The sequence below is a fragment of the Candidatus Thermoplasmatota archaeon genome (assembly GCA_035540375.1).
In the GTDB taxonomy this organism is placed as follows: Archaea; Thermoplasmatota; SW-10-69-26; order JACQPN01; family JAJPHT01; genus DATLGO01.
Genome location: DATLGO010000098.1, coordinates 40288 through 62548 on the forward strand (window position 1 = coordinate 40288; position 22261 = coordinate 62548).

The following is a 22261-nucleotide window of genomic DNA, read 5'->3' on the forward strand; positions in this document are numbered from 1 at the left end:
ATCAGGCGAGGAAGGCGCCGAGGAGCTGGTTCATCGCCCGGGTCCCGGCGCGTCCGTCCGCGAAGAACGCGTGGTCGCCGTCGACCGTTTCGGTCTTCGCCTGCGGAAGGAGCCGTTGCCACTCGTCGAGGCTTCCCGGCTCGAGGAGATCGTCGTGGCGTCCCTGCAGGACGAGCGCCGGACCCTTGTACGCCGCCAGATCCTCCGCGGGCGCGAAGACCTCGGGACGCGACTTCGCGAAATACGCGAGCCCGTGGCGCGCGAGGTCCTTCCAGTACGGTTCGCCGTGCCAGAGCGCCATGAGCCGGCGGTCCGGCTCGGGGAGCGTGTCGGGCGTGTGCCGGGAGAACCAGCGCTCGAAGCGCTCCTGCGGGCCGGGGGGCGTCGAGACGAGCACGAGGCTCTTCACGCGGTCGGGCCGGCGCGCCGCGGCCCACGCGGCGACGATGCCGCCGAGCGAGGCGCCGACGAGCTCGACGGGGTCGTCGCGCGAGACGCGGTCGACGAAGGCGAGGAGATCGTCCGTGAAGAGGCCGACGTTCCACCGCTCCCACGGATTCCCCGCGACGCCGAACCGCGTCGTCTTTCCGTGCCCGCGGAGGTCCGGCGTCACGACGCGGCGCGAGCGCGCGAAGACGGGCACCTGCCCGATCCAGGCGCGATGGCTCGCGAGCGCGCCGTGGAGCATGACGAGGGCGGGGCCTTCGCCCCGGGTCTCGTAGTGGACGCGGATGCCTTTCAAGGGGACGGCGGGCACCAAGGGGGCGATGGGGCGCGCCTCTACTTGGTTCTGCTTCCTAGAGAAGGTCGGCGGGGTCGAACGCTTCCCGGCGGGGCCGGCGTTCGTACGAAGCCTGCGGCAGCCACGCCTTCCAGAACATCGCGCGGGTCGCCGAGAGCGACGGGTCGTCCTCGAAGTCCACAACGCGCGCCGGGCCCTTGTAGGTGGTCAGCGCCTCCATCGGCATGTCCCAGGCGGCAAGCGCCGGCTCGTCGGGGAGGACCGCGCGCCGGGTCTCCTCGGGCGTCGGGGGCGTGGCGAGGAGGGTCAACGCGGCAACGCGCGCGGGCGACTCGGCCGCGACCCAGCACGCGGCGACGCCGCCGACGCCGACGCCCGCGAGGCGCACGGGCCCGCTCGCCGCGGCGACGCGCCCTTCGACGCGCTCTCTGAAGGCCGCGAAATCGGGGCTCGCGCCGGGCGCGAGGGGCGCCGCGTCGGGGCGGGACGCCGCAAGGCGCGCCGCGAAGCCGCGGGAAGGCATGTCGTCCACGACGAGGAGGACCACGCGCCGTCATGTCCCGCGGGCGACATGAACGCGCGCCCCGAAGGGTTCATGCCCGAAGCCCCGCGTGGAGCCCCCGTGGCCGCGCCCGTCCAGATCACGGAGGTCTTCCATTCCGTCCAGGGCGAGGGCGCGCACGTGGGTCTTCCGACCACGTTCGTGCGCCTGACCGGGTGCAGCCTCCGCTGCGCGTGGTGCGACACGCAATATTCGTTCTACGGCGGCGAGGCGTCGGACGTCGACCGCGTGATGGACGAGGTGCGGAAGTTCCTCCCCGTGAAGCGCGTCTGCGTGACGGGCGGCGAGCCGATGGACCAACCGGACGCGTGCGTCGCCCTCATGGAGCGTCTTCTCGCGGAGGATTACGACGTCGTGCTCGAGACGTCGGGCGGCGTCCCCGTGGACCGGGCGGCCGCGCTTGCGCCGCGCGAGAGGCTCATCCTGAGCCTCGACGTGAAGTGCCCGGCAAGCAACATGCAGAAGCGCAACGTCTGGTCGAACCTCGCGCTCCTCCGTCCCCACGACCAGTTGAAGTTCGTCATCGCCGACGAGCGCGACTATCAATACATGCTGGACACGCTCGCGAAGCACCCGGTGCCGTGCCGCGTGCTCCTGCAGCCCATGTGGGACATTCCGAACCCGATGGGCCTCAAGCTCGCGGGCGCGCCCTGGGACCTCCGTACGCTCGCGGAGCGGGTCGTCGCCGACCGGCTCGACGTGCGCGTGGGGACGCAGCTCCACAAGCACATCTGGGGCCCGCAGCGCAAGGGCGTCTGATCACGGGGGCGAAAGCACGCGCACGCGCGCCGAGCGGAGCGCGTCCTCGAGCAGGATGATGCCTTCGAGACCCGCGACGACGCCCGCGTCGAGGCCGAGCCTCTCCGCCATGATCACCGCGCGCTCGCGCTCCGACCCGGCGAGGCCGTCCGCGCGCGCCGTGTGCATCGCTTCGTACAGGACGACCCGCGCGAGCGGCCGGAGGGTCGCGTCGAGCGCGTCCGCGACGTCGTGCGAGCCCGGGTCCTGGTTGAGGAGCTGCTCGATCGCGGGCGGGAGCATGCCGTACGCGCGAAGGGTGCTGCGGAACCAACCGCGCTCGCCGACGGAGAGCGCGCCGTCTGCGCTCGCGACCGCGAGGACGGCGCGGGCGAGCTTCTCGACGGTGGCTCGGGAGGGCTCTCCGCGCGTCCCGAAGCGCTCGCGCACGAACACGTTGGGCGTGCTCCGCGCGGCGGGCGATCCGAAATCGACGGGCTCGCCGGCCCCGAGCTGGACGGCGCGCGCCGCGCGCAGCGCGTCGTCCACCGCGAGGAGGCTCTCGATCGCGAGGACCACCTCCGCGTCGACGCCCACAAGGCGGGCCGCGCGCCGGGCGGCCTCCCGCTCGCGCCCCGCGAGGCCGTCCGCGCGCGCGACGCGGATCGCGTCGTGGACGACGAGCCGCGCGAAGGGCGCGACCTCCTCGTCGAGGATCTCCTTGAGGTCGGCCGAGCGCGGATCGAACTTAAGGAGCGCCTCTACGGCGTCATCGGGGGCGCCGAGGGCGCGGAAGGACCCGAAGAGCCAGGCCGTTTCCGCCTCGGTGACGTCCCCGTCCGCGGCCGCGACCGCGAGGATGGCCTTCGCGACCTTGACGCCGGTCTCCACGGGCACGGGACCGGTGACGCCATAGAGGTCGCGCAGGCGGATCGCATCCATGTACCGGGGTCGGGTGAGCGGCGTGGGGTTCGTCATGGGGAAGCCTCCGCGGCCGGACGGACCGCCCTCCCGCGACGGTCTCCGCGGTGCAAATACGCGCGGTCGCCCCGCGCATTCCTCCGGCGACCCAAATCGTTAAAAAGGGTCATGGATTAACGGAGCGTGCCCCCAGGTTCCCCCAGGGAATCCGAGGGGCGCGGGGACCCCTTTCATGCACGTCGTGGTTTGCCTCAAGCCCGTGCCGAACGCCCAGGACATCCGGATCAACCCGGAGACGAAGACGCTCGACCGCTCGAGCGCCCAGAATGTCATCAATCCCCCGGACCTGAACGCCCTCGAGCTCGCCCTCCAGCTCAAGGACAAGCACGGCGCGAAGGTCACGATCCTCTCGATGTCCCCTCCGTTCGCGGAGCCCTTCCTGCGCGAGTGCATCGCGATGGGCGCCGACGACGCCGTCCTCATCTCGGACCGCGCGTTCGCGGGCAGCGACACCTACCCGACGTCCTACACCCTCGCCGCGGGCATCCGGAAGCTGAACTCGGTGAAGCAGGGCGAGTACTACGGCCACGTGCCCCCGCCGAAGACGCAGCCCGACGGCAAGCCCACCCCGCCCAACGCCCCGTGGGTCCAGGCGGATCTCAAGACGTACCTCGGCGCCGTCGACCTCGTGATCTGCGGCGAGGAGACGACGGACTCGTCGACCGGCCAGACGGGCCCCGGCATCGCGGAGTGGCTCCGCTGGCCCCAGGTCACGTACATCAAGGACCTCGCCCTCGTCGACGCCTCGGGCAAGCCCGCGGGCAAGGTCGACGGCCCCGCGACGAACCTGCGCATCCACTGCACGCAGGACCTCGAAGGCGCCCGATCCACGTGGGAAGCCGAGCTCCCCGCGGTCGTCACGGTCAACCTCGGCATCAACGCCCCGCGCGCGCCCAACCTGATGCGGTCGATCATGGCGAAGCAGAAGTTCCAGCTCACCCTCTACACGTCGAACGACCTCGACGTGGACCGCACGAAGCTCGGCCTCAAGGGCTCGCCCACGGTCGTCGGCAAGATCATCACGATCGACGTCGGCGGCAAGAAGACCGAGTTCATCGAGGGCGCGACTCCGGAGGAGATCGCGAAGAAGGTCGTCGACCGTCTCGAGGAGAAGGGTCTCCTCAAGGGGGTGCTCTGAGATGCCCGCCGTCACCACGCCCGAGGAAGGCGCCGCGTACACCGGCGTCTGGATCTTCATCGAACAGCACCAGGGCGAGATGGCCAAGGTGTCGAAGGAGCTGCTCACGAAGGGCCGCGAGCTCGCGACCCAGCGCGGCACCACGCTCACCGCCATCCTGCTCGGCCACAACGTCGAGCACCTTGCGAAGGAATGCGTCTCCTACGGCGCCGACAAGGTCGTCCTCGCGGAGCACAAGGACCTCGAGAAGTACTCGACGGAGCCCTACGTGGAGGTCTGCGCGAAGCTCGTCGACGAGCGCAAGCCCGAAGTGTTCCTCATCGGCGCGACCCACACGGGCCGCGACTTCGGCAGCCGCATCGCCGTGCGCAACCACACGGGCTGCACGGCCGACGCGACGAAGCTCGAGTGGGACATGAAGAAGGTCGAGGAGAAGAACGAGTGGGAGCTCATCATGCTCCGCCCGGCCTTCGGCGGAAAGATCCTCGCCGGCATCGTGTGCCCGAAGCACCGCCCGTGGATCGCCTCCGCGCGCCCCAACACCTTCGAGGTCGGCACGCCCGACCCCGCGCGCAAGGGCGAGATCGAGAAGCTCACCCCGCAGCTTGCGGGCGGCTACAAGAGCCGCGTCATCCGGTTCGAGAAGATCCCCGAAGGCGGCGTCCACCTCGACAAGGCCGAGATCATCGTCGCGGGCGGCATGGGCCTCGCGCAGAAGGAGAACCTGAAGCACGTCGAAGAGGTCGCGAAAGCGATCGGCGGCGCCGTCGGCGCGAGCCGCAAGATCGTCGACCAGGGGTGGATCGGCCGCACGCACCAGGTCGGCCAGACGGGCATCACCGTCCGCCCGAAGCTCTACATCGCGGCCGGCATCTCGGGCGCGGTCCAGCACCTCGCGGGCATGCAGGAGGCGGGCTTCGTCGTCTCGATCAACAAGGACGCGAAGGCCCCCATCTTCGGGGTCAGCGACGTGGGCATCGTCGGGGATGCGACGAAGATCCTGCCCGCGATCGCGGCGGAGATCCGACGGCGGAAGGCGCACAAGTAGGGGGACATTCATGGGTGGGCCGGTCTCGGGTCCTTCAACCCGCCCCCGTCCTACGACCCTCAAGAGCGTCGGCGGTCCGTAACAATTTCCCTCCAATTGTGACTTAAGGCGACAAACTCTTACCGGCGACATGTCTCGTTCCAGGCCCACGTGTCCCGGGGATCAACGTTCTGAGCGCGGCGTCCTTCCGTTCCAGCTGGGGGGCTTGGCGCTTCTCCTGCTTCTCGCCGCAGTGTTCATTTCCCCCACGAGCGCGCGGCGCAGTCTTGCGGATCGACGATGACCCATGTGGGCGGATCCTTGCCCCCCACATATACGGGACAAACCACGATCGCCCTTTCCGCCGCGTTCCTCGACGAACCGGAGCACTGCGGCATCCAGGGCGGATACATGCTCGACAACGGCCAATTTTTCCCGACCCAGAAATGGCAGGACGGGAACAACTACGGGATCTCAGGCAGTCGTCAATTCAGCGCGGGCCACCACACCATCCACGTTCGCCTTGCCGAGAACGGCGGCGCCGTGGGCGAGCTGACGCATCACTTCTTCGTTCGCCTTTGCGGAACCGGGATGCTCGCCCCCTCGTCCATGACGCCCACGAGCGCCGCGCACGGCGTTCCAACGATCCGCGTCGTATTCAGGGACCCTGACGCTGCGTGCGGCATCGGCGCGCACCGGTTGCTCCTTGATGGCATCGAGGTTCCGGCGAAAGCCACCACGGTCGGCAAGGACTACGTGCTCACGTACACGCCCCCGGATCCCCTCCCCGATGGCGTGCACTTTGTCGAAGCCTGGGTCGAGGAGATCTGCTGCACGACCAACACCGTGGAGGATCGCAACTCGGGGTCCACGAGCTGGTCGTTCGAGGTGAAAACATGCGGTGGCGCGCCGCTCGTCCTCGACACGTGGGGCCCTCGCGAGTCGACGTCCCGCAGGCAGCCGACGATCCACGCCGCCTTCCACGATCGGGAAACGCCGTGTGGCGTCGCGGCGGCCACGATGCGGATCGACGACGTCGTCGTCCCTGCGACGGTGACGATCGAGGATCACGTCTACCGCGTCTCCTACATTCCGATCGAACCCCTCGCGCCAGGGCCCCATCGCGTCTCGGTCCGGGTGACGGAAACGTGCTGCGCTCCCGCCAACGTCCCGAACGAGGCCGTGCACGCGTGGACCTTCACGGTAAGCCCCTCCGGACCGGAGGGTGAACGCAGCCTCGGCAGGACGACCCTGAACGTCACGACGCCCGAGCGCGTCGAGGACCAAGGGTGTCATGCGGGCGTGTGCATCGAGGAATGGGTCGTACCCGTGCGCCTCGCGGCGCGGGCGGAGGTCGGCCCGGCGTGGGTCCACTACAACCTGGACCCGGACGATCGCACGCCGATCGGGCCGCTTTCGATCCCGGGGACCCCGATCAGCGTGTGCAACCAAGGCGTCTGCGACGTCCCAATCCCCCAGCTGACCGTCTGGACCCTGTTTCGGGGACGGGTCGAGGTGGACGGCTCACCGATCCACGACACGGGCGACCTGACCCTCCCCTGAGCTTGACGTTCATCAACCCAGAAAACGAGCGAATCAATTCCAAGGAGACGAGAACACCATGAAACCAATCGTGCAACGTGCCATGACGACCTTCGCGATCGCGGCCTTCGCGGCCTCCGGACTCCTCGCGCCTGCCGGCGCGAGCGCGCCGGGCGGCTGCGACGGAGCCGTGGAACAGTTGAAAACAACGCTTGAGGACTCGCCCGTCGGCGGCGCCATGCCGCCCGCGGTCGCGGCCGCGCTCGCCGAGGTCGCGGAGGCGTGCGATCCACAGCCTGGGACGAATGATTGTTGCTTCGAGCCGGCGCCGCTCCCCGAGGGGGTCTTCCAGGAGTGGTGGCTCGAGGATCCGCCGGCGCTCATGACGTCGGCGACCTCGGCGGTGTGTAGGCCGAGCAGGTATGAGAGGGAGCCTGGGACGGAGCTGAAGGTCATCGTTGCAATCGACGATTACGCGCCGTACACGTACGAGGAGGTTGCGTTCTCTTCATACGTGGACTTCAAGCCAACGCGCCCGTCGTTCACGACCGAGTTCTACGCGATGGCCGACACGTTCGGCATGCTCGCGCGCAACGTCCGCGACGACTCCCTCGTGCGCGGCTACATCTACATCAACACGGTGGATGCGACCGGTTACGGTCCCGTCGCCCTCCCCGCGACGTCGGCCGACGCCAAGGCCTGGTGCAAGAAGGAGAACACGGACGTTTGCGGCGGCTCTGGCACGGCGGGCTACGAAGCGTCGCGCCTCAAGGTGCTCGCGATCAGCCAGTTCGACCGGTGCAACCGCTGAGCGTCGGACGGGGGCGCCCTCGCCCCCGCCCGCGTTTCACAAGAATCGTCGAAGGTGACCTTAAGTGATGCCAGACCCACGCCCAAGCCGGAGGCGCGACCCCATGAACCCCCGCCGACCCTTCCTTCTCGCCCCGCTCGCCGTCGTCCTGACGCTCATGACCACGCTCCCGGGCCTCACCGCGGGTACGAGCGAAGAATACCCGGATTACACCGTGCACTTCCAACTCGCGGGGCTCGAACCTGAAGGCGCTGTCGTCCTCCACGTCCAAAACCCGGAGGGCCTGGCCTTCGCAAGCCGCACGCAACTCGTGAGCGATTCCAGTCATCATAATCCGTTTTATCGGACGACAATCTTTCCCGATGGCAGCGGATCACAATATTACTACTGGGGCAATTCGGGGTCAAACTGGGGTGTAGGGAGGGGAGTCGTGTACCTGGGGCTCAAGGATTCGCGGGCGGAGGTTTCCGGCCTTCCGACTCGGCGTATCGAACATTATCGAAGCGAGGAGTATGAGTGGCATCATCAGGAAGCCTGGATGACGTTCTATTGGAAGAACCAGACCGGCCCATGGTGGTTCAATTCCTCATGGTTGCCGGGAACAACCATCCGCGAAGTGGCTCGCGGAATCGCCGAAGCTTACGAATTGAAGGACTTCGAGCACGGTGCACGGGCGGGAGTTCCTGCTGCAGCGCGCGTCCACGTCCTCGACGGGCTCACCATCGACCCAGACGGCGGGCAGGTCCTGGCGTCGATCAGCATCACTCAAACGGACGCTTGGGGCTTCGGCCATTTCACGGTCGAGCGCGATGACGGTTTTCACAGGCGTCTCAATTTCGTCGGCGTTCACGATGTCGTTCACGAGCTTGAGAACGATCCGCTCAACAACTGTATCTGCTACAAGGATGAGGAGTGGATTTTCACGAGCACACTACTCCATCGCCTACGCCTGGATTACGTGGGGGATGGTAGATCGACGACCATTTTCGTGGTTCTCGCGAAATTCCATGAGACCGTTCTTCCGAACGAGCTCTGGCGGGAGCGAAACAAGCGGGAGCCGGGGACGTCCTTTTGACAAGCGCCCGAAAAACGCCGCCGCTCCCCACCGCGCGCCTTCGGACGCCTCACGCCTGTTGTCGCGAGCGCGCGGACGCGTGGCCCTGCCCGCGACGTCGGCTGATGCGAAGGCCTGGTGCAAGAAGGAGAACACGGACGTTTGCGGCGGTTGGGGCACCGCGGGCTACGAAGCCTCGCGCATCAAGGTGCTCGCGATCGGCCAATTCGACCGGTGCAACCCCTGAGAATCGGACGGGGGCGCCGAGGACGCCCCCGCCCGCGTTTCACAAGAATCGTCGAAGGTGACCTTAAGTGATGCCAGACCCACGCCCAAGCCGGAGGCGCGACACCATGAATCCCCGCCGACCCTTCCTTCTCGCCGCGCTCGCCGTCGTCCTGACGCTCATGACCACGCTCCCGGGCCTCACCGCGGGCGCGAGCGAAGAATGCCCGGATTACACGGTGGACTATTGTTGCGCGCGCCTCGAAACCGACGCGTCGCGGGCCCGGGCCAGACCGCTCGGAAACCCGTCCCCTTCATGACCCAGGCCGAGCATGCGCGCCGCATGGCCGCGCCGCGCTCGAACCGCGCCCTGCTCGCCGAGGTGCTCGCCCGCCCGCACTGGACGTGGCATCGGCTCGTCGGCAAGCTCGAAGGGCGCGACCCCCGCGCGGGGCGCCTCGCGGAGTACGAGCGCTTCACGGAGCCGCTCGAGAGCGCGGTCGCGCGCATGGCGGGGGCGCGCGCGGAGGACGTCGCGAAGACGCTCGCATCATTCGTGCCCGTTGACCGCGCGCAGGGCTCCGGTCCCATCCCGCGGTGGCAGGACGGCACGCTGGAGCTTTCGCGCGTCGCGTACGCGATCGTGCGGGCGCTCAAGCCCGAGGTCGTCGTCGAGACGGGCGTCGCGCGCGGCGTCACCTCGCACGCCATCCTCTCCGCGCTCGAGGACAACGGCCGCGGTCGCCTCGTGAGCGTCGATCTCCCCGGCCTCGAAGCGGGCGCGACGGAGGCCGTGGGCGAGCTTGTCCCGGAGGCGCTTCGCGCCCGCTGGGACCTGCGGCTCGGCCCGAGCGCCTCGCTCCTCCCGGGCATCCTTCGCGGCGTCGGACCCGTCGACCTCTTCATCCACGACTCGGCGCACACGTACCGCAACATGGCGCGCGAGTACGCGCTCGGCCTCGCGGCGCTCAAGCCGGAGGGCGTCCTCATGTCGGACGACGTGTGCAACGACGCGCTTCTCGAGATCGTCGAACGCGAGCGCCTCGATCTCGCGGTCGTGCGGCAGTCGAAGGCGCCGCCGTGGTCGTACATCGGCCTCGCCAAGCGCCGCGCTACCTGAGTCGCCGGACGGCGAGCAAGGCCGCGACGGCGAGGGCGCCCCCCAGCGGCGCGAGGCCGGGCGAGGGCACGCGCGATGGCGCGGCGGCGCCGTGCGCGTGAACGGTCATCGAGACGAACGCGCCTTCCCCCCAGAGCGTCGCGTCGAGCGCGAACTGCGTCGTCACGAGGAATCCGGCCTCGATCTCGCTTGGCGCGTCGCCCGCCGGGATCACGCCGATGGAGAGCCTCCCGGTCTCCCCGGGCTCGAGCACGATTGCGTGTGCGGGCGCGAGGCTCACGCCGCGAATCGACGAGGCCTGGTTGACGCCGATGCGAGAGATCGCGTTTCCCGTGTTCTTGACGGCGAGGACGGCTTCCGCGTAGCCGCCGCGGGGCGCCTCGACGTCGAGGCGCGCCGGCTTCGTCTCGACCGCGCCGCGGTAGCCGACCCGGAAGATGTGCTCCTGGTGGCCGTACGTCCACGACCCGTCGGCCTCGGCCGCCCGGATCGTCAGGTTGGAGATCGCGAGGCCGGGCGCGTCGTGGGAGACGTTCACGCGCAGGACGCCCGTCGCGCGACCGCACTGGTTGGGCAGCACGAGCGCGAACGGGTGGCGATCGGGCTCGAAGACCCCCTTGAGCCATGCCGGCGGATCGGCGAGGCTGAGCGTGACCTGCCGCGCACCGGGCGCGAGCGCCGTCGCGCACATGGTGACGTTGACGTCGAACGCGACCGCGCGGCCGGGCGGCAGGGTGGAGGGTCCGTTGATCTCGAGCATCACGACGTCCCCCGGCACCGCGTCCGCCGCGGGCGCGAGCTGGACGAGCGCGATGGCGACGAGAAGCGCGGGGAGGGCGCGCATCCGCCGCCCGTCCGGCGACGCGGGTTAAGCCTTTGTGGAGCGGAGCGTGAAAGTCCGGTCGCCTACACGGTGAAGACCGCGTATCCGCGTTCGAGCCCCGAGCGCTCCAGGACCGGCTTCGAGACATTGTAGACCGGCACGCCCCCGGGCGTCGCGCCCGAGAAGGCGCCGCCGTGGGCGTGGCCGTGGAGCGCGAGCTCGCAACCGGCCTCGTCGATCGCGGCGCCGAGGCGGCTCGTCCCCAGGAAAGGGACGATCTCGAGGGGCTCGCCGTCGAGGGTGGCCTGGACGGGGGCGTAGTGCAGGACGGCGACGCGCTTGCGTGTGCCGAGGGCCCGAAGCGCGTTGCGGAGCGCGTCGGCCTCGATGACGCTCTCGGCGACGAAGGCCTTGAGCGGCGTCTCCCCGAAGGCGCGGACGACGCGCTCGGCGAAACCGCCCGCGAAGCCTTTCGCGCCCGCGAACCCAACGCCGTCCACGACGGCGGAAGCGCGGTCGACGAGCTTCACGCCGCGACCCTCGAGCATGCGCACCACGTCGTCGAGGGCGCCGAACTCGTGATCGTGGTTGCCGAAGACCGCCACGATAGGGATCTCGACGCCGTCGAGCGCCGCAAGCAGCGCCTCGGCCTCCTCGGGGCGCCCGTGGTCGGTGAGGTCGCCCGGGAGGACGAGGACGTCGGCCTCGTCGTCGACCCCCTCGAAGGTCTTCGCGAGCCGCTCGGCGTCGTCGGCGCGCGCGTGCAGGTCGGCGACCGCGGCGATGCGCACGCTTCAACCCTCCTCGTGCGCCGCGCGGCGGGCCTCGGCGCGCGCGTCGGGGAGCCCCCATTCGCGCACGTCGACGAGGAAGCTCACGGGGTCGAGCATGGTGCCCCTGAACGCGAGCCCCGTCTGCCGCTCCCCGGCGTGCTCGCGGAAGCGCTCGACGAGCGTGTCGAACACCCAGGCCGGGACGCGGTCGACGTGACCCGGGTAGGCGTAGCCGAAAAGATGGAGGTACGACAGGAGAAGCTCCCAGTGCTCCCCCACCTTTTCGAGCACGCGCGCCCAGTCCATGACCCCGTTCGCGGCGAACATGATGTGCAGCACGTCGGCGCCGTCCCACCGGTCGCGCGTTCCCACGAACATCTTCGAGAGGAAGAGCTCCTCGACGGGGACGACGGGCACGACGCGGCCGAGCACCTCCATGCGCGGCGCGCGTTCGAACCAGCCGTCGTCGACGGGCCCCGTTCCGTTCGCGTTCCGGTGGATGACGTCGATGAAGAACTTCCCGAGCCAGGCTTTGGAGAGCCAGACGGGATCGACCGTCTCCACCTCGAAACCGCGGCGCTCGAAGGCCTCGAGCGTCTTCGCGACGTCGTCCGGGCGGACGAACACGTCGAGATCCTTCGTCTCGCGCCAGATGCCCGTGTGCGCATTCAGCGCGACCGCGCCCCCGAGCAGGTAATCCACCTTCGCCGCGGAAAGCACGTCGAGCGCCCTCGCATAGGCCTCGCGCTCGCGCGAATTGAAGCGCGGCGGCTCGAGCCGCGTCGGGAGGAGCTTCGTTCCGGTTTCCGGCCTGCGCGCGCCCATGAGAGGTCACTTATTCGTCGGCCGTCCCGTTTCAATCTTGCCGACGCGATCGGCCCTCCGCGCCCCGGGGAGGCGGGCGGGCAGGCGGGCCCTCAGGGCTTCCATCGGTCGCGGCGCGCGCGTGCCGCGCGGCATTCCGCGACGAGGCCGCCCACGCGCTCCGCGAGGGCGCGGGTCGCGGCGCGCGCAGGGTCGGCCTCGCGCACGACATCGAGGTCGCGCGCGGGCGTCCATGGCTCGCCGACCGCGATCCAGGCGCCGCGCCCGAACCGCGGGAACGTCCGGTCGTGGGGCCAGAAGCGGTAGAGGTCGAGGCCGACCGGGAGGATCGGGCATCCGGTCTCGAGCGCGAGGCGGGCGACGCCGGTTCGGAACTCGAGCAGGGCGTCGGGGCCCGCGCGTGTCGCTTCGGGGTAGACCATGACGGCGTGGCCCGATTCGAGCTTCTCGCGCGCGAACCGGACGGCGTCCGGGTTGCCCTCGCGCGCCCCCCGGAAGACGGGGACGGCCCCGTTCGAGCGGAAGAACCAGTTCGTGAAGCGGTTGCGGAAAAGCTCGGCCTTCGCGAGGAAGAAGGACGGACGAGGCATCACGGCCGCGACGAGGACCGGGTCCGCGTACGTCTGGTGGTTCGGCGCGATGATGACGCCGCCGGACCTCGGCATGTTCTCCGCGCCCTTCGCGAAGAGCGGCACGAGGGCGATGAGGGGCCGGCGACCGAGACGGTACGTCGCCCGGTAGAAGAGGGAGACGTCACGCCAATCCGGCCCGTCGTAGCGGAGCATCCGCGCCGCGAAGGCGGGACCGCGACATAAAGGCCGGCTATCGGAGGTCCGTCATCGCGGCTTCCCACGGGGTCGGCGTGATCCCGAGATCCTCCGCCCAACGCGCATCCGCGCAGGCATTGCCGGCGAAAAGCATCCGCAGCTGGTCGGGCGTCGCGGGGAAGCCTGGCAGCTTCGCCATGGCGAGGGCGAGACCTTCGGGCACGGGGGCGTAGGCGCGCTTCCGTCCCATGAGCTTCGCGAGCCGCTCGAGATACTGCCTGAACGTCAGCGTCTCGGGGCCCGCGACGCAGTAGGTCTTCCCCACGGCGACCGGCTCGTCGAGGGCCTTCGCGAATGCGAGGCCGACGTCGCCCGCGGCGACGGGTTGCATGACCGCGCTCCCGCCGCCGAGGACCGGCACCACGGGCGCGTACCGGATGACCGGCGCGAGCTTCGCGTGGAAGCCCTCGCCGGGACCGGCGATGAACGAGGGGCGGAAGATCGTCGCGTCGAGGCCTGCGTCCTTCACGACCTGCTCAGCCGCGAGTTTCGTGCGCTGGTAGGGGGTCAGCGCGAGGTCGGCGCCGTTCGCGCTCATGTGCAGGAAGCGGCGGATGCCCACCCGTTTCGCGGCTTCGACGACGTGGCGCGTCGCCTCGACGTGGAGGCGCTCGAACGTCAACCCCTTCGACGGTTTCTCGTCGATGATGCCTACGAGATGCACGACGGCGTCGTGCCCGGCGAGGTCCGGAAGCTCGCCGCGCGCGACGTCGCCTTTCGCGGTCGAGAGGCCGGGCCGGGCCGGCGGCGGTTGCCGATGCACGAGCGCGGTGACCCTGTGGCCGCGCGCCAGGATCGCGTCGAGGATCGAGGGTCCAACGAAGCCCGTCCCTCCGGTGACGAAGACGCGCACGCTGGACGCGAAGCCGCAAGAACGGAAAAGCCCTCCGCCATGCTTGCCGCAGCCGACGGGGCGGATCCCCTCACGCATCGGGGAGGAATGGCATCACGTCGGCACCAAGGGAGGGACGGATCTCGCCCCCCCGTTCGCGGAGCACGTCCGGCAAAGGTGTCCACCGCATGCCACGGAGTGTCGCTGTCACGACGCCGGCGCGAGCTCCACGTCCGCGAAGACGGGGAAGTGGTCGCTCGGAAGCATGCCCGCTTCCCGCTCCTTGACCGTCACGAGGCGCGGGACGCGGATGACCTGCTTCAGGAAGATGTAGTCGATGCGGTAGAGGCCGCGGCCTGTCCAGTGGTGGAAGGTCGCGCCCCAGCGCTCGGGCTTGCGCTCCTCCGCGAGACGGAGGGCGTCGACGAAGCCCGCGCGCTCGAGGATGCGGTACACGCGGCTCTTCGGAAGCGAATTGAAGTCGCCCGTGAGCACGACGGGCTCGTCGGCGCGCGGCATGCGGGCGTGGAGCAGCGCCGCGGACTTGCGTCGCGCGCCGGGGCTCGCGTGGTCGAGGTGCGTGTTGTAGACCGAGAAGCGTTCTCCGGATTCGCGGTCCGCGAAGCGCGCCCACGTCACCATGCGCGGGCAGTAGTTGCCCCACGACATCGATCCGGGGACGTCGGGGGTCTCGGAGAGCCAGAAGTTGCCGCGGTCGAGCACGTCGAAGCGCTCCTCGCGGTAGAGGATGGCGTTGAACTCGTCCTCGGCGCCGCCGAGGCGGCCCTCGCCGACCATCGCGTACCCCTCGCTCGCCGCGAGGAGATCGGCCATCTGGTCGCCCAGGCCCTCCTGGGTCCCGATGACGTCGGGGCGCCAACGCCGGATGACGCCCGCCGCGGCTTCGCGGCGCCGACCCCATTGGTGTTCCCCGTCGCTCCAGCGGCGGCGACGGAGGTTGAACGTCATGGCCCGGAGGGCGATCGATGACATGGCGACGGTGATAGAAGGTGCTCCTTCTCCCCTTATGAATATTGGGAGGGACGCAGGGGCGCAGTGCCCCCCGGGGCCGGCTTCAGCGCATCTTGGACTTCGTGAGGGCGTCCGCATGACGATTCAGGGACCGGGGGATCCACTCGAGGGTGCTTCCGGTCTCGCCGAGGAGCGTCTGGGCCTTGCGGCAGAGGGGCAGCAGGATGCCGGGCCTGCAGATCCACTCCCCGGTCACGCACCGCTTCACGTTCAGGGAATCTGTGTAGAGGATCCCGGAGAGGCCGTGCGACTTCAGGAACTTGAGCGCCTTGAGCACGGCGACGTACTCGGCCACGTTGTTCGTCGCGCCCCGCTCGCGCGCGGCGCGGCCCCGCTCCTCGTGGAGGACGCCGCCCTCGTGGCTCATCACGACGAACGCGTAGCGCGCCTCGATGCCGCGGTCGGCGGAGCCGTCCGCGTACACGACGACGGAGTGCCCGGGCGCGGGCAGCGGGAAGTCTTCCTTCTCGTCGGGCAGCGGGCAGAACGGGAAGGTCATCCGCGCTCACCCCTGAGCGCGCGGACGACGAGGCTCGATCGCTTGGCGGGAACTCCTCCTTTCCACGGGAGATTTGGGCGTCGGATCGAGATAAGAGTTCCGATTCCCTCTCGGGGGCACCCGCTCGGGCCCGTCCGTTCGTCAGCGCATGCCCGCGAGCTTCTCGAGGCGCGCGATGCGCTCCTCGGTGTGCGGGTGCGTGCGGAAGAGGCCCGAGACGAACCCCGCGCGGAACGGATTCACGATGTAGAGGTGGGACTGCGAGGGCGAGCCCGTCTGCATCGGGATGCGCGAGGCTCCGGTCTCGAGCATGCGGAGGGCGCGGGCAAGCTCGAGCGGGCGGCCCGTGATCTCCGCGGCGCCGCGGTCCGCCATGAACTCGCGGCTCCTGCTGATCGCAAGCTGCACCATGATGGCGGCCAGCGGGGCGAGGATCGCAAGGAGGATCATGCCGAAGATGTTGCCGCCGCCCTCGCCGTCGCGCGAGCCGCCGAAGAGCGCGCTCCAGAAGAAGGCGCGGGCCGCGAAGGTGATCGCGCCGGCGACCGTCGCCGCGGCGCTCATGACGAGGACGTCGCGGTTGCGGACGTGGGCCATCTCGTGGGCCATCACGGCCTCGACCGCGTCGTCGTCCATCATCTTGAGGAGGCCCGCGGTCGCCGCGACGACCGCGTTCTGCGGGTTGCGGCCCGTCGCGAACGCGTTCGGCTGGTCCGTGGGGATGATCGCGACGCGCGGCATCGGAAGCCCCGACTTCTGGGAAAGGCTCCGGACGATGCCGTGGAGGCGCGGCGCCTGCTCGGGGGTCACGAGCTTCGCGCCCGTGGACCAGAGGACGATGCGGTCCGACCAGAAGTAGGAGACGAAGTTGATCGCCGCGGCGATGACGAGGAAGACCACGCTCCCGAGGAGCGGGGCGTTCGCGAAGTACGCGCCCACGACGAAGCCCACGGCCATGAAAAGCGCCGTGAGGGCGGCGAAGAGCCCGAGGGTGCGCCAGGTGGAAGCCATCGGGCCGGAAGGAATCCGCCGAGTTCTTGAGCCTTACCCTCCCGTCCGGTTCGTAAACCGGCTCAGCGGAGACGGTACACGTCCAGTCCCCGGCCGCCGTCGCCCGTGTAGACCGCGCCCTCGTGCCAGTAAGCCGCCCAGGCGCTCCCGTCCGGCGGGGCGACCTGGGAGACGAGCTTCGGGTTCGCGGGGTCCTTGAAGTCGACGAGCATCGTGCCGCCCGAGTAGAAGCCCGCGACGACGAGGGGCCGGTCCGCGACGACGTTGAAGTTGTGCGCCGTGCAGACGTTGCCGTTGCCGCGGGGCGGCGAGAAGTATCCCTTGAGCTGCACGTCGCCGTTCGGCGCGAGCGTGTAGAACCAGAGGGCCCCGGTCGGCGTCCTCCCGTGGGCCGGGCAGGCGGGCGCAAGGGCCCCGCCGGACTCGTCCCCGATGATGAGAAGGGTCCCGTTCAGGGCCGTCGCCGCGCTGTGGTGGATATTGATCGCCGGGTTCGTGAGCGTCGCGATCACGCGCGGCTTCATCGGGTCCTTCATGTCCCAGATCATCGTCTCGTGGATGCCTCCGCAGATCGCGCGCGAACGCTCGGGCTCCGCGAGGATGTCGTGGCACCCGGGAGCCTTGCTCGTCGCCGGGAACTCGAACGCGCCGACGACCTTCGGCGCGGTCGGGTCCGAAACGTCGACGATCTCGCTCTTGTGGTGAGCCATCACGTTCACGAGGTCGTAGGCCGAATTGTAGACGAGTCCCGTGTCGCCCCAGGGCGTGTGCGTGTGGCTGCCGTACTTCAGCGGAACCTGCGAAAGCGCGACGGGGTTCGCGGGATCGGTCACGTCGACGAGGCGGATGCCGCCCGAGGGCGCCGCGCCGGGACACCCGTCGTCGCCCTGGTACGAGATCGTCGCGATGCGGCCCTTCGTCGTCTCGACGACGCCGACGTCGATGCCGCGACACGGGACGGAGCCCACCTCGGTCGCGTTTTCGGGGTCCCTGATGTCCACGACGTGCAGCCCCGACCGCGACGAAACGTAGGCGTAGCCTCCCTTGAAGGCGATGTCGTTGCCGCCGCCGAAGTCGACCCTCCGCACGGGGTCGAGCTTCGTGACGACGTCCGGGAGGACGTACGGCGCGCGCGGCGCCTCGAGGCGGGGGTCCCCGCCGTCGCCCGCGCCCGGCGTCGAGACGCATCCCGCAAGCGCGGGGAGGACGAGGAGCGCGAAGGCGGCGAGGAGGCGGGAGGCCATGGGTCGCGGACGCGTCCCCCGGAGCATGATCCTTTCCCGTTGGGCGTTCGGCGGGCTTGGAGACACGTTCATGGGGCCGACCGCGCTCGACCGGTCGTGGAGCCGGCCGTCGTCGCCCGAGGACTCGCGAAGCGCTTCGGCGCCCACGAGGCCGTGAAGAACGTCGATTTCGACATTCCCGCGGGAAGCACGTTCGCGTTCCTCGGCCCGAACGGCGCGGGGAAAACCTCCACCATGCGGATGATCTACGGCCTGTCGCCCGTCTCCGCGGGGACGCTCACGGTCCTCGGGCACGACGTTGCGACCGAATCGCGGGCCCTCAAGCGTCTCATCGGGGTCGTGCCCCAGGAAGCGAACCTCGACATGGACATGACGGCGCTCGACAACGTCGTGACGTTCGCGCGCTTCTTCGACATCACGGGCGCGCCGGCGAGGTCCCGCGCGAAGGAGCTTCTCGCGTCCGTCCAGCTCGAGGAGAAGGCGGACGCGCGCGTCGCGACGCTCTCCGGGGGCATGAAGCGGCGGCTCCTCATCGCGCGCGCCCTCGTGAACGACCCCGCGCTCCTCGTGCTCGACGAGCCCACGACGGGCCTCGATCCGCAGTCGCGCGCGCTCCTCTGGGAGCGCATCCGCGACATGCGCCGGGCCGGAAAGACGGTCATCCTCACGACGCACTACATGGAGGAGGCCGAGCGGCTCTCGGACGAGCTCGTCCTCATGGACGGCGGCCGCATCATCGAGCGCGGGACGCCCCGCGAGCTTGTGCTCCGCCACATCGGTCGGGAGGTGCTCGAGCTCGAGCTCCCCCGGGCCGAGCAGGAGCGCGCGCTCAAGGCGCTCGCGGACCGGGCGCGAGGCTCCGACCGGTCGCGCGACTTCGTCCTCTTCCACACGGACGACGCCGAGGCGCTTTTGCGCGAGGCCGAATCCGAGGGTCTTGAACCCGCCTCCGCCGTGCTGCGCCGCGCGAGCCTGGAGGACGTCTTCCTGAAGCTCACCGGCAGGACGCTCCTTGAGTAAGGCTAAATCGTCCCTCGGGGATGACGGACGCATGGCGGAGACCCCGATGGACCAGGCGATGGAGCGCGCGAAGGCGGCGGCGGACGAGGCGGCGCGGATGGCCAAGCAGGCCGCCGCGGACGCGAAGGCCAAGGCGGCCGAGGCGAAGCAGACGGCCGTCGGCGCCGCCGAATCGCTCCTCGACAAGGTCGCGGCCACCGCGAAGGCCGTCGGGAACAAGGCCCGCGCCGCGAAGCGCCGCGTCACGAAGGCGAAGAAGCCCGCGAAGAAGGCCCCCAAGCGCGCGAAGGCCTCGAAGGCGAAGCGCGCGGCGCCGCGCAAGGCCGCGAAGAAGAAGGCGAAGAAGGCCCGCCGCCGCTGAAGCCGAAGATTACTTCCCCGGCGCGGCCGCTCGCGCGGCCATGGTCGCGCTCCCGTTCTCGCCGAGGCTCGCCTTCCGCGTGTGGCAGCGCGAGGCGACGCTCTACCGGAAGCTCTGGGCCTCCACCATCCTCTCGAATCTCTTCGACCCGTTCATCTACCTCGTCGCGATGGGCTACGGCCTCGGCGCGTATCTGACCGAGGGCTTCGAAGGCGTCTCCTATCTGCAATGGATCGCGCCGGGCCTCGTCGCGTCGAGCGTCATGATGGCCGCCGCGTACGAGGTCGCGTGGAACGCGTACGTGCGCATCCACATCGAGCGGACGTACGAGGCGATGATGACCACGCCCGCCGCCCTCGAGGACGTCGTCGTGGGCGAGATCGCCTGGGCGACGACGCGCGCCGTCATCTACGCGGCCGTCATGCTTGTCGTCCTCCTCGCGCTCGGCCTCGTGCGCTCGCCCTGGGCGCTCCTCGTGCCCGCGATCGCGGCGCTCGGCGGCGCGACGTTCGCGGTCCTCGGGCTCACGTACACCGTCCTCGTGAAGCACATGGAGCAGCTCACCTTCTACTTCACCCTCGTCGTGACGCCGATGTTCCTCTTCTCCGGCGTCTTCTTCCCGCTCGACGAGCTGCCGGCCTTCGCGCAGGTCGTCGCCCAGTTCTCGCCGCTCTACCATCTCGTCGAGGTCGTGCGGGCCCTCGTGCTCGGCACCGTGCACGCGGGGCTCTTTGTCCACACGGCCGTGCTCGCCGGTGTCGTCGTCGCGTTGGGATTCCTGCCCGTGAGGCTTCTGCGGCGGAAGCTCCTGATCTGACGCCTACAAGGCCTCGTTCCAGGTTCTTCATGTCCCGCGCGTTCATCCAAGGCGCATGCAGGCACGCCCGTTCGTCGCGCCCTTGCTCGTGATCGCCCTCCTCGCCACACCGGTCGTCGCGGGTCAGGTGACCTACTCCTTCAACGGGGGGACGACGAACGCGATCCAAGGCCTCGACATCGACCCGAAGACGCCCATCCTCGTCGTGCGGCCGAACACGACCGTGGAGACGACGTTCGCTCTCAAGAACACCGGAAACCGGACGCTCAACGTCACGCTGTCGACGATGTCGATGTCGACGAGCGGCGGCGCGACGTACACGGTCACGCGCCCGGACGGCGGCGGAAGCGGGAGTTCGCAATCTAACGCGCAACCGGCCGGCAGCGGCAATGCGACCCTTGATGATCGGCGCGGCGACAACGCCACAGTCTTCACGACACCCGCAGGCGGCGGGAACGGGACAGCGAGCGGGAGCGGCCAGTCGGTCGCATACTCGCGTGGCGCCTTCGCGCCCGCCCTCGACGTGAGCGTATCGCCGCGCAACGTGACGGTCCCCGCGGGAGAGACCGTCGAGGTCAGCGTGCGCCTGAAGGCGAACGCAAACGCGACGGGCGACCACCAGGTCATGCTCATGGCCAACGAGATGGAGGATCCGCGCCGGTCGGCTTCGGGAAGCGTGAGCGTCAGGATCCCGAAGCCATCCGCTCCGAGGGGCGGCGCCAACGACTCGCGGTCGTCATCGCTTCTCGACGTCGAGCCCGTCGAGACGCCGTTCGCCGGGGCCGCCGCTCTCGCCGGAGCGAGTCTCGTCGCGATTGCGCTGCGACGCGCCGGGGGGCGCCGATGAATCGCGTGTCCGCCGTGGTCCTCGCGACGCTCCTCCTTGCCTCGGCCGTGGGCCTCGCGGAAGGACAGCGCTCGCGTACCTTCGTGGTTTCCGACGTCGCGCGCGATGGAAACGACGTCTCCGTCTCGCTTCGAAACGTCGCGTCGTTCGCGCGGATCCATTTCGCGTCGCTTACGGACGACGGCGTCCTCGTCGCTTCGGAATTCAGCGGCGAGGCGTGGAGCCAAGGCCACGTGACGCTTCCGTTTCGGCTCTTTCGCGATGCGCGCGTCGTGACGCTCACCATCTCGTTCGAGCGGGGCAACGGCGAGGAGCGCGAGACGTTCGCCATAGAAATCCCGAGACCCCCGGCCGACGCCGGTCTCTACAAGGTGATCGTTGAAGACGCGACGACGGACGGCGAACGCGCGCGGGTCACGCTCCGCAACGCCGGCAACCGCACGGTGGCCTCCGTCGTCTTAAGCCTCGAGGATCTCGCCGGAATCAAGATCGGAACGCCCTACTTCCGCACGATCGAACGGCTCGCGCCCGGCGATTCCGCCGTTGCGGAATTCGGTCTCGTGAAGGATGCCGCCGACGTTGCCGTCGCCCTCGAATACGACAACCGCACGACGACGACCAAGGTGCGCCTTCGCGAAACGGAAGGCGCGTCGGGAGGAGCGCCCGGGCGGCTCGGCCTCAAGACGGACTTCCCGATCCGCGAGCAGGAGCCGGGGCGCTCAGCCGACTACTCGGTCAAGGTCGAGAACCCTGGCCGCGAGCGGCTCGTGGAACTTGCGACGCGCGGGCTCCCGGAAGGATACGTTGCTCGGTTCTTCGTCGGGAATGCCCCGGCGCCGAGCGTGCGGCTCGCCGCGGGGGGGTCGCGGGACGTTGTGGTCTCTCTCTCGCTTCCCGCGGGAGCGACGAAGGACGTGGGGCGCACACTCGCCTTCGAACTCGTCGCGACTTCGGAGGGCGTCGAGACCGTTCTTCCCCTGCAAGTGACCGTACTTGGGGCCGGCCGACTCGAACTCGAGGGCGAGAACTGGTTCGCGAATCTGGCGCCGGGCGAGACGCGCGAGGTGAACGTGACGGTTCGAAACTCGGGCACGGCCGCGCTGCGCGATGTCGTCCTCGGCGCCTCGAAGCCCACGGGTTGGCGGACGGCCTTCGATCCGCCCCGCCTCGCGAAGCTCGATCCCGGCGAGCGGAGGGAGGTCACGATGCGCGTCTCTGCGCCGGAGGACGTCGGGACAGGCAAGTACGTCCTCGACGTCGGCGCGAGCGCGGGGGACGTGAACGCGCGCACGCGCACGTTGAGCCTCGACGTCGCGGCGCCTCCGTCCTCCGACCTCGGCTGGATCGCGGCGGCAGCGGTCGCCGCAGTCGTCGCCGTCTTCGTCATCGTCAAGGCCAAGCGAAGGTGAT

The 22261-nt window shown here is 69.6% G+C and carries 26 protein-coding genes; 14 read left to right on the top strand and 12 right to left on the bottom strand.

Annotated features, from left to right (window positions below; all coding sequences use genetic code 11):
* Position 1 precedes the first annotated feature (1 nt).
* Positions 2-757: an alpha/beta hydrolase gene (locus VM889_11595; GenBank protein ID HVL49192.1), complete on the bottom strand. Its 756-nt coding sequence runs from the start codon at positions 755-757 to the stop codon at positions 2-4.
* A gap of 40 nt (positions 758-797) precedes the next feature.
* Positions 798-1289: a hypothetical protein gene (locus VM889_11600; GenBank protein HVL49193.1), complete on the bottom strand. Its 492-nt coding sequence runs from the start codon at positions 1287-1289 to the stop codon at positions 798-800.
* Positions 1290-1364: 75 nt separating this feature from the next.
* Between VM889_11600 and VM889_11605 the strand changes: the two genes are divergently transcribed.
* Positions 1365-2063 (top strand): radical SAM protein, encoded by a 699-nt coding sequence (locus tag VM889_11605; protein ID HVL49194.1) that lies wholly within the window; start codon positions 1365-1367, stop codon positions 2061-2063.
* On the opposite strand, the gene VM889_11610 is transcribed toward VM889_11605, so the two are convergent.
* Positions 2064-3020, bottom strand: a complete 957-nt coding sequence (locus VM889_11610) for a hypothetical protein (protein HVL49195.1) — start codon at positions 3018-3020, stop codon at positions 2064-2066.
* Positions 3021-3195: 175 nt separating this feature from the next.
* Here VM889_11610 and VM889_11615 point away from each other — a divergent pair, with 175 nt between their 5' ends.
* From VM889_11615 to VM889_11650, 8 genes are all read left to right on the top strand, one after another.
* A complete protein-coding gene (locus VM889_11615) occupies positions 3196-4161 on the top strand; it encodes an electron transfer flavoprotein subunit beta/FixA family protein (protein ID HVL49196.1) in 966 nt (321 codons plus the stop codon).
* Between the two features lies 1 nt (position 4162).
* Complete coding sequence (locus VM889_11620; protein HVL49197.1) at positions 4163-5209, top strand: electron transfer flavoprotein subunit alpha/FixB family protein; 1047 nt, start codon at positions 4163-4165, stop codon at positions 5207-5209.
* Positions 5210-5509: 300 nt separating this feature from the next.
* Positions 5510-6751 carry a hypothetical protein gene (locus tag VM889_11625; GenBank protein ID HVL49198.1) on the top strand — a complete coding sequence of 414 codons (1242 nt, stop codon included), beginning with the start codon at positions 5510-5512 and terminating at the stop codon, positions 6749-6751.
* A gap of 82 nt (positions 6752-6833) precedes the next feature.
* On the top strand, positions 6834-7541 hold the full coding sequence (locus VM889_11630; GenBank protein HVL49199.1) for a hypothetical protein: 708 nt from the start codon (positions 6834-6836) through the stop codon (positions 7539-7541).
* A 103-nt stretch (positions 7542-7644) separates the two neighbouring features.
* A complete protein-coding gene (locus tag VM889_11635) occupies positions 7645-8616 on the top strand; it encodes a hypothetical protein (protein HVL49200.1) in 972 nt (323 codons plus the stop codon).
* A gap of 79 nt (positions 8617-8695) precedes the next feature.
* The gene (locus VM889_11640) at positions 8696-8842 is read left to right on the top strand and encodes a hypothetical protein (protein ID HVL49201.1); all 147 of its coding nucleotides are present in this window, start codon (positions 8696-8698) and stop codon (positions 8840-8842) included.
* A 106-nt stretch (positions 8843-8948) separates the two neighbouring features.
* Positions 8949-9140, top strand: a complete 192-nt coding sequence (locus VM889_11645) for a hypothetical protein (GenBank protein ID HVL49202.1) — start codon at positions 8949-8951, stop codon at positions 9138-9140.
* Between the two features lie 23 nt (positions 9141-9163).
* Positions 9164-9940: a class I SAM-dependent methyltransferase gene (locus tag VM889_11650; protein ID HVL49203.1), complete on the top strand. Its 777-nt coding sequence runs from the start codon at positions 9164-9166 to the stop codon at positions 9938-9940.
* On the opposite strand, the gene VM889_11655 is transcribed toward VM889_11650, so the two are convergent.
* From VM889_11655 to VM889_11695, 9 genes are all read right to left on the bottom strand, one after another.
* Positions 9933-10784, bottom strand: a complete 852-nt coding sequence (locus tag VM889_11655) for a hypothetical protein (protein ID HVL49204.1) — start codon at positions 10782-10784, stop codon at positions 9933-9935. The genes VM889_11650 and VM889_11655 overlap by 8 nt on opposite strands.
* 62 nt (positions 10785-10846) lie before the next feature.
* Positions 10847-11554, bottom strand: a complete 708-nt coding sequence (locus VM889_11660; GenBank protein HVL49205.1) for a metallophosphoesterase — start codon at positions 11552-11554, stop codon at positions 10847-10849.
* Between the two features lie 3 nt (positions 11555-11557).
* Positions 11558-12361, bottom strand: coding sequence for a nucleotidyltransferase family protein (locus tag VM889_11665; protein HVL49206.1), 804 nt, complete (start codon positions 12359-12361; stop codon positions 11558-11560).
* Between the two features lie 92 nt (positions 12362-12453).
* Positions 12454-13146, bottom strand: coding sequence for a lysophospholipid acyltransferase family protein (locus VM889_11670; GenBank protein ID HVL49207.1), 693 nt, complete (start codon positions 13144-13146; stop codon positions 12454-12456).
* Between the two features lie 37 nt (positions 13147-13183).
* Positions 13184-14041 carry a complex I NDUFA9 subunit family protein gene (locus VM889_11675; GenBank protein ID HVL49208.1) on the bottom strand — a complete coding sequence of 286 codons (858 nt, stop codon included), beginning with the start codon at positions 14039-14041 and terminating at the stop codon, positions 13184-13186.
* A gap of 186 nt (positions 14042-14227) precedes the next feature.
* Positions 14228-15013, bottom strand: coding sequence for an endonuclease/exonuclease/phosphatase family protein (locus VM889_11680; protein ID HVL49209.1), 786 nt, complete (start codon positions 15011-15013; stop codon positions 14228-14230).
* An 82-nt stretch (positions 15014-15095) separates the two neighbouring features.
* Complete coding sequence (locus VM889_11685) at positions 15096-15551, bottom strand: reverse transcriptase-like protein (GenBank protein HVL49210.1); 456 nt, start codon at positions 15549-15551, stop codon at positions 15096-15098.
* 141 nt (positions 15552-15692) lie between these two features.
* Positions 15693-16562 (bottom strand): zinc metalloprotease HtpX, encoded by an 870-nt coding sequence (locus VM889_11690; GenBank protein HVL49211.1) that lies wholly within the window; start codon positions 16560-16562, stop codon positions 15693-15695.
* A gap of 62 nt (positions 16563-16624) precedes the next feature.
* Positions 16625-17806 (bottom strand): hypothetical protein, encoded by a 1182-nt coding sequence (locus VM889_11695; GenBank protein HVL49212.1) that lies wholly within the window; start codon positions 17804-17806, stop codon positions 16625-16627.
* Between the two features lie 96 nt (positions 17807-17902).
* On the opposite strand from VM889_11695, the gene VM889_11700 reads away from it, so the two are divergent.
* The 5 genes from VM889_11700 to VM889_11720 are packed head-to-tail and all read left to right on the top strand — an operon-like array spanning position 17903 to position 22260.
* Positions 17903-18826 (top strand): ABC transporter ATP-binding protein, encoded by a 924-nt coding sequence (locus VM889_11700; GenBank protein HVL49213.1) that lies wholly within the window; start codon positions 17903-17905, stop codon positions 18824-18826.
* Positions 18827-18857: 31 nt separating this feature from the next.
* Positions 18858-19187 carry a hypothetical protein gene (locus tag VM889_11705; protein HVL49214.1) on the top strand — a complete coding sequence of 110 codons (330 nt, stop codon included), beginning with the start codon at positions 18858-18860 and terminating at the stop codon, positions 19185-19187.
* A 40-nt stretch (positions 19188-19227) separates the two neighbouring features.
* On the top strand, positions 19228-20004 hold the full coding sequence (locus VM889_11710) for an ABC transporter permease (protein HVL49215.1): 777 nt from the start codon (positions 19228-19230) through the stop codon (positions 20002-20004).
* 55 nt (positions 20005-20059) lie between these two features.
* Entirely contained in the window at positions 20060-20851 is a 792-nt protein-coding gene (locus VM889_11715) for a hypothetical protein (GenBank protein HVL49216.1), read from the top strand.
* Entirely contained in the window at positions 20848-22260 is a 1413-nt protein-coding gene (locus tag VM889_11720) for an NEW3 domain-containing protein (GenBank protein HVL49217.1), read from the top strand. Before VM889_11715 ends, VM889_11720 begins: the two co-directional genes overlap by 4 nt.
* The last annotated feature ends 1 nt before the right edge of the window (position 22261 follow it).

What these genes read in the sequence shown, in the direction of transcription:
- VM889_11610 (HVL49195.1), bottom strand. Translation starts at nt 3,020, where the DNA reads ATGACGAACCCCACGCCGCTCACCCGACCCCGGTACATGGATGCGATC.
- VM889_11705 (HVL49214.1), top strand. Translation starts at nt 18,858, where the DNA reads ATGGCGGAGACCCCGATGGACCAGGCGATGGAGCGCGCGAAGGCGGCG.
- VM889_11655 (HVL49204.1), bottom strand. Translation starts at nt 10,784, where the DNA reads ATGCGCGCCCTCCCCGCGCTTCTCGTCGCCATCGCGCTCGTCCAGCTC.
- VM889_11680 (HVL49209.1), bottom strand. Translation starts at nt 15,013, where the DNA reads ATGTCATCGATCGCCCTCCGGGCCATGACGTTCAACCTCCGTCGCCGC.
- VM889_11635 (HVL49200.1), top strand. Translation starts at nt 7,645, where the DNA reads ATGAACCCCCGCCGACCCTTCCTTCTCGCCCCGCTCGCCGTCGTCCTG.
- VM889_11630 (HVL49199.1), top strand. Translation starts at nt 6,834, where the DNA reads ATGACGACCTTCGCGATCGCGGCCTTCGCGGCCTCCGGACTCCTCGCG.
- VM889_11710 (HVL49215.1), top strand. Translation starts at nt 19,228, where the DNA reads ATGGTCGCGCTCCCGTTCTCGCCGAGGCTCGCCTTCCGCGTGTGGCAG.
- VM889_11665 (HVL49206.1), bottom strand. Translation starts at nt 12,361, where the DNA reads ATGGGCGCGCGCAGGCCGGAAACCGGAACGAAGCTCCTCCCGACGCGG.
- VM889_11650 (HVL49203.1), top strand. Translation starts at nt 9,164, where the DNA reads ATGGCCGCGCCGCGCTCGAACCGCGCCCTGCTCGCCGAGGTGCTCGCC.
- VM889_11690 (HVL49211.1), bottom strand. Translation starts at nt 16,562, where the DNA reads ATGGCTTCCACCTGGCGCACCCTCGGGCTCTTCGCCGCCCTCACGGCG.
- VM889_11620 (HVL49197.1), top strand. Translation starts at nt 4,163, where the DNA reads ATGCCCGCCGTCACCACGCCCGAGGAAGGCGCCGCGTACACCGGCGTC.
- VM889_11720 (HVL49217.1), top strand. Translation starts at nt 20,848, where the DNA reads ATGAATCGCGTGTCCGCCGTGGTCCTCGCGACGCTCCTCCTTGCCTCG.
- VM889_11615 (HVL49196.1), top strand. Translation starts at nt 3,196, where the DNA reads ATGCACGTCGTGGTTTGCCTCAAGCCCGTGCCGAACGCCCAGGACATC.
- VM889_11695 (HVL49212.1), bottom strand. Translation starts at nt 17,806, where the DNA reads ATGGCCTCCCGCCTCCTCGCCGCCTTCGCGCTCCTCGTCCTCCCCGCG.
- VM889_11670 (HVL49207.1), bottom strand. Translation starts at nt 13,146, where the DNA reads ATGCTCCGCTACGACGGGCCGGATTGGCGTGACGTCTCCCTCTTCTAC.
- VM889_11715 (HVL49216.1), top strand. Translation starts at nt 20,060, where the DNA reads ATGCAGGCACGCCCGTTCGTCGCGCCCTTGCTCGTGATCGCCCTCCTC.
- VM889_11685 (HVL49210.1), bottom strand. Translation starts at nt 15,551, where the DNA reads ATGACCTTCCCGTTCTGCCCGCTGCCCGACGAGAAGGAAGACTTCCCG.
- VM889_11645 (HVL49202.1), top strand. Translation starts at nt 8,949, where the DNA reads ATGAATCCCCGCCGACCCTTCCTTCTCGCCGCGCTCGCCGTCGTCCTG.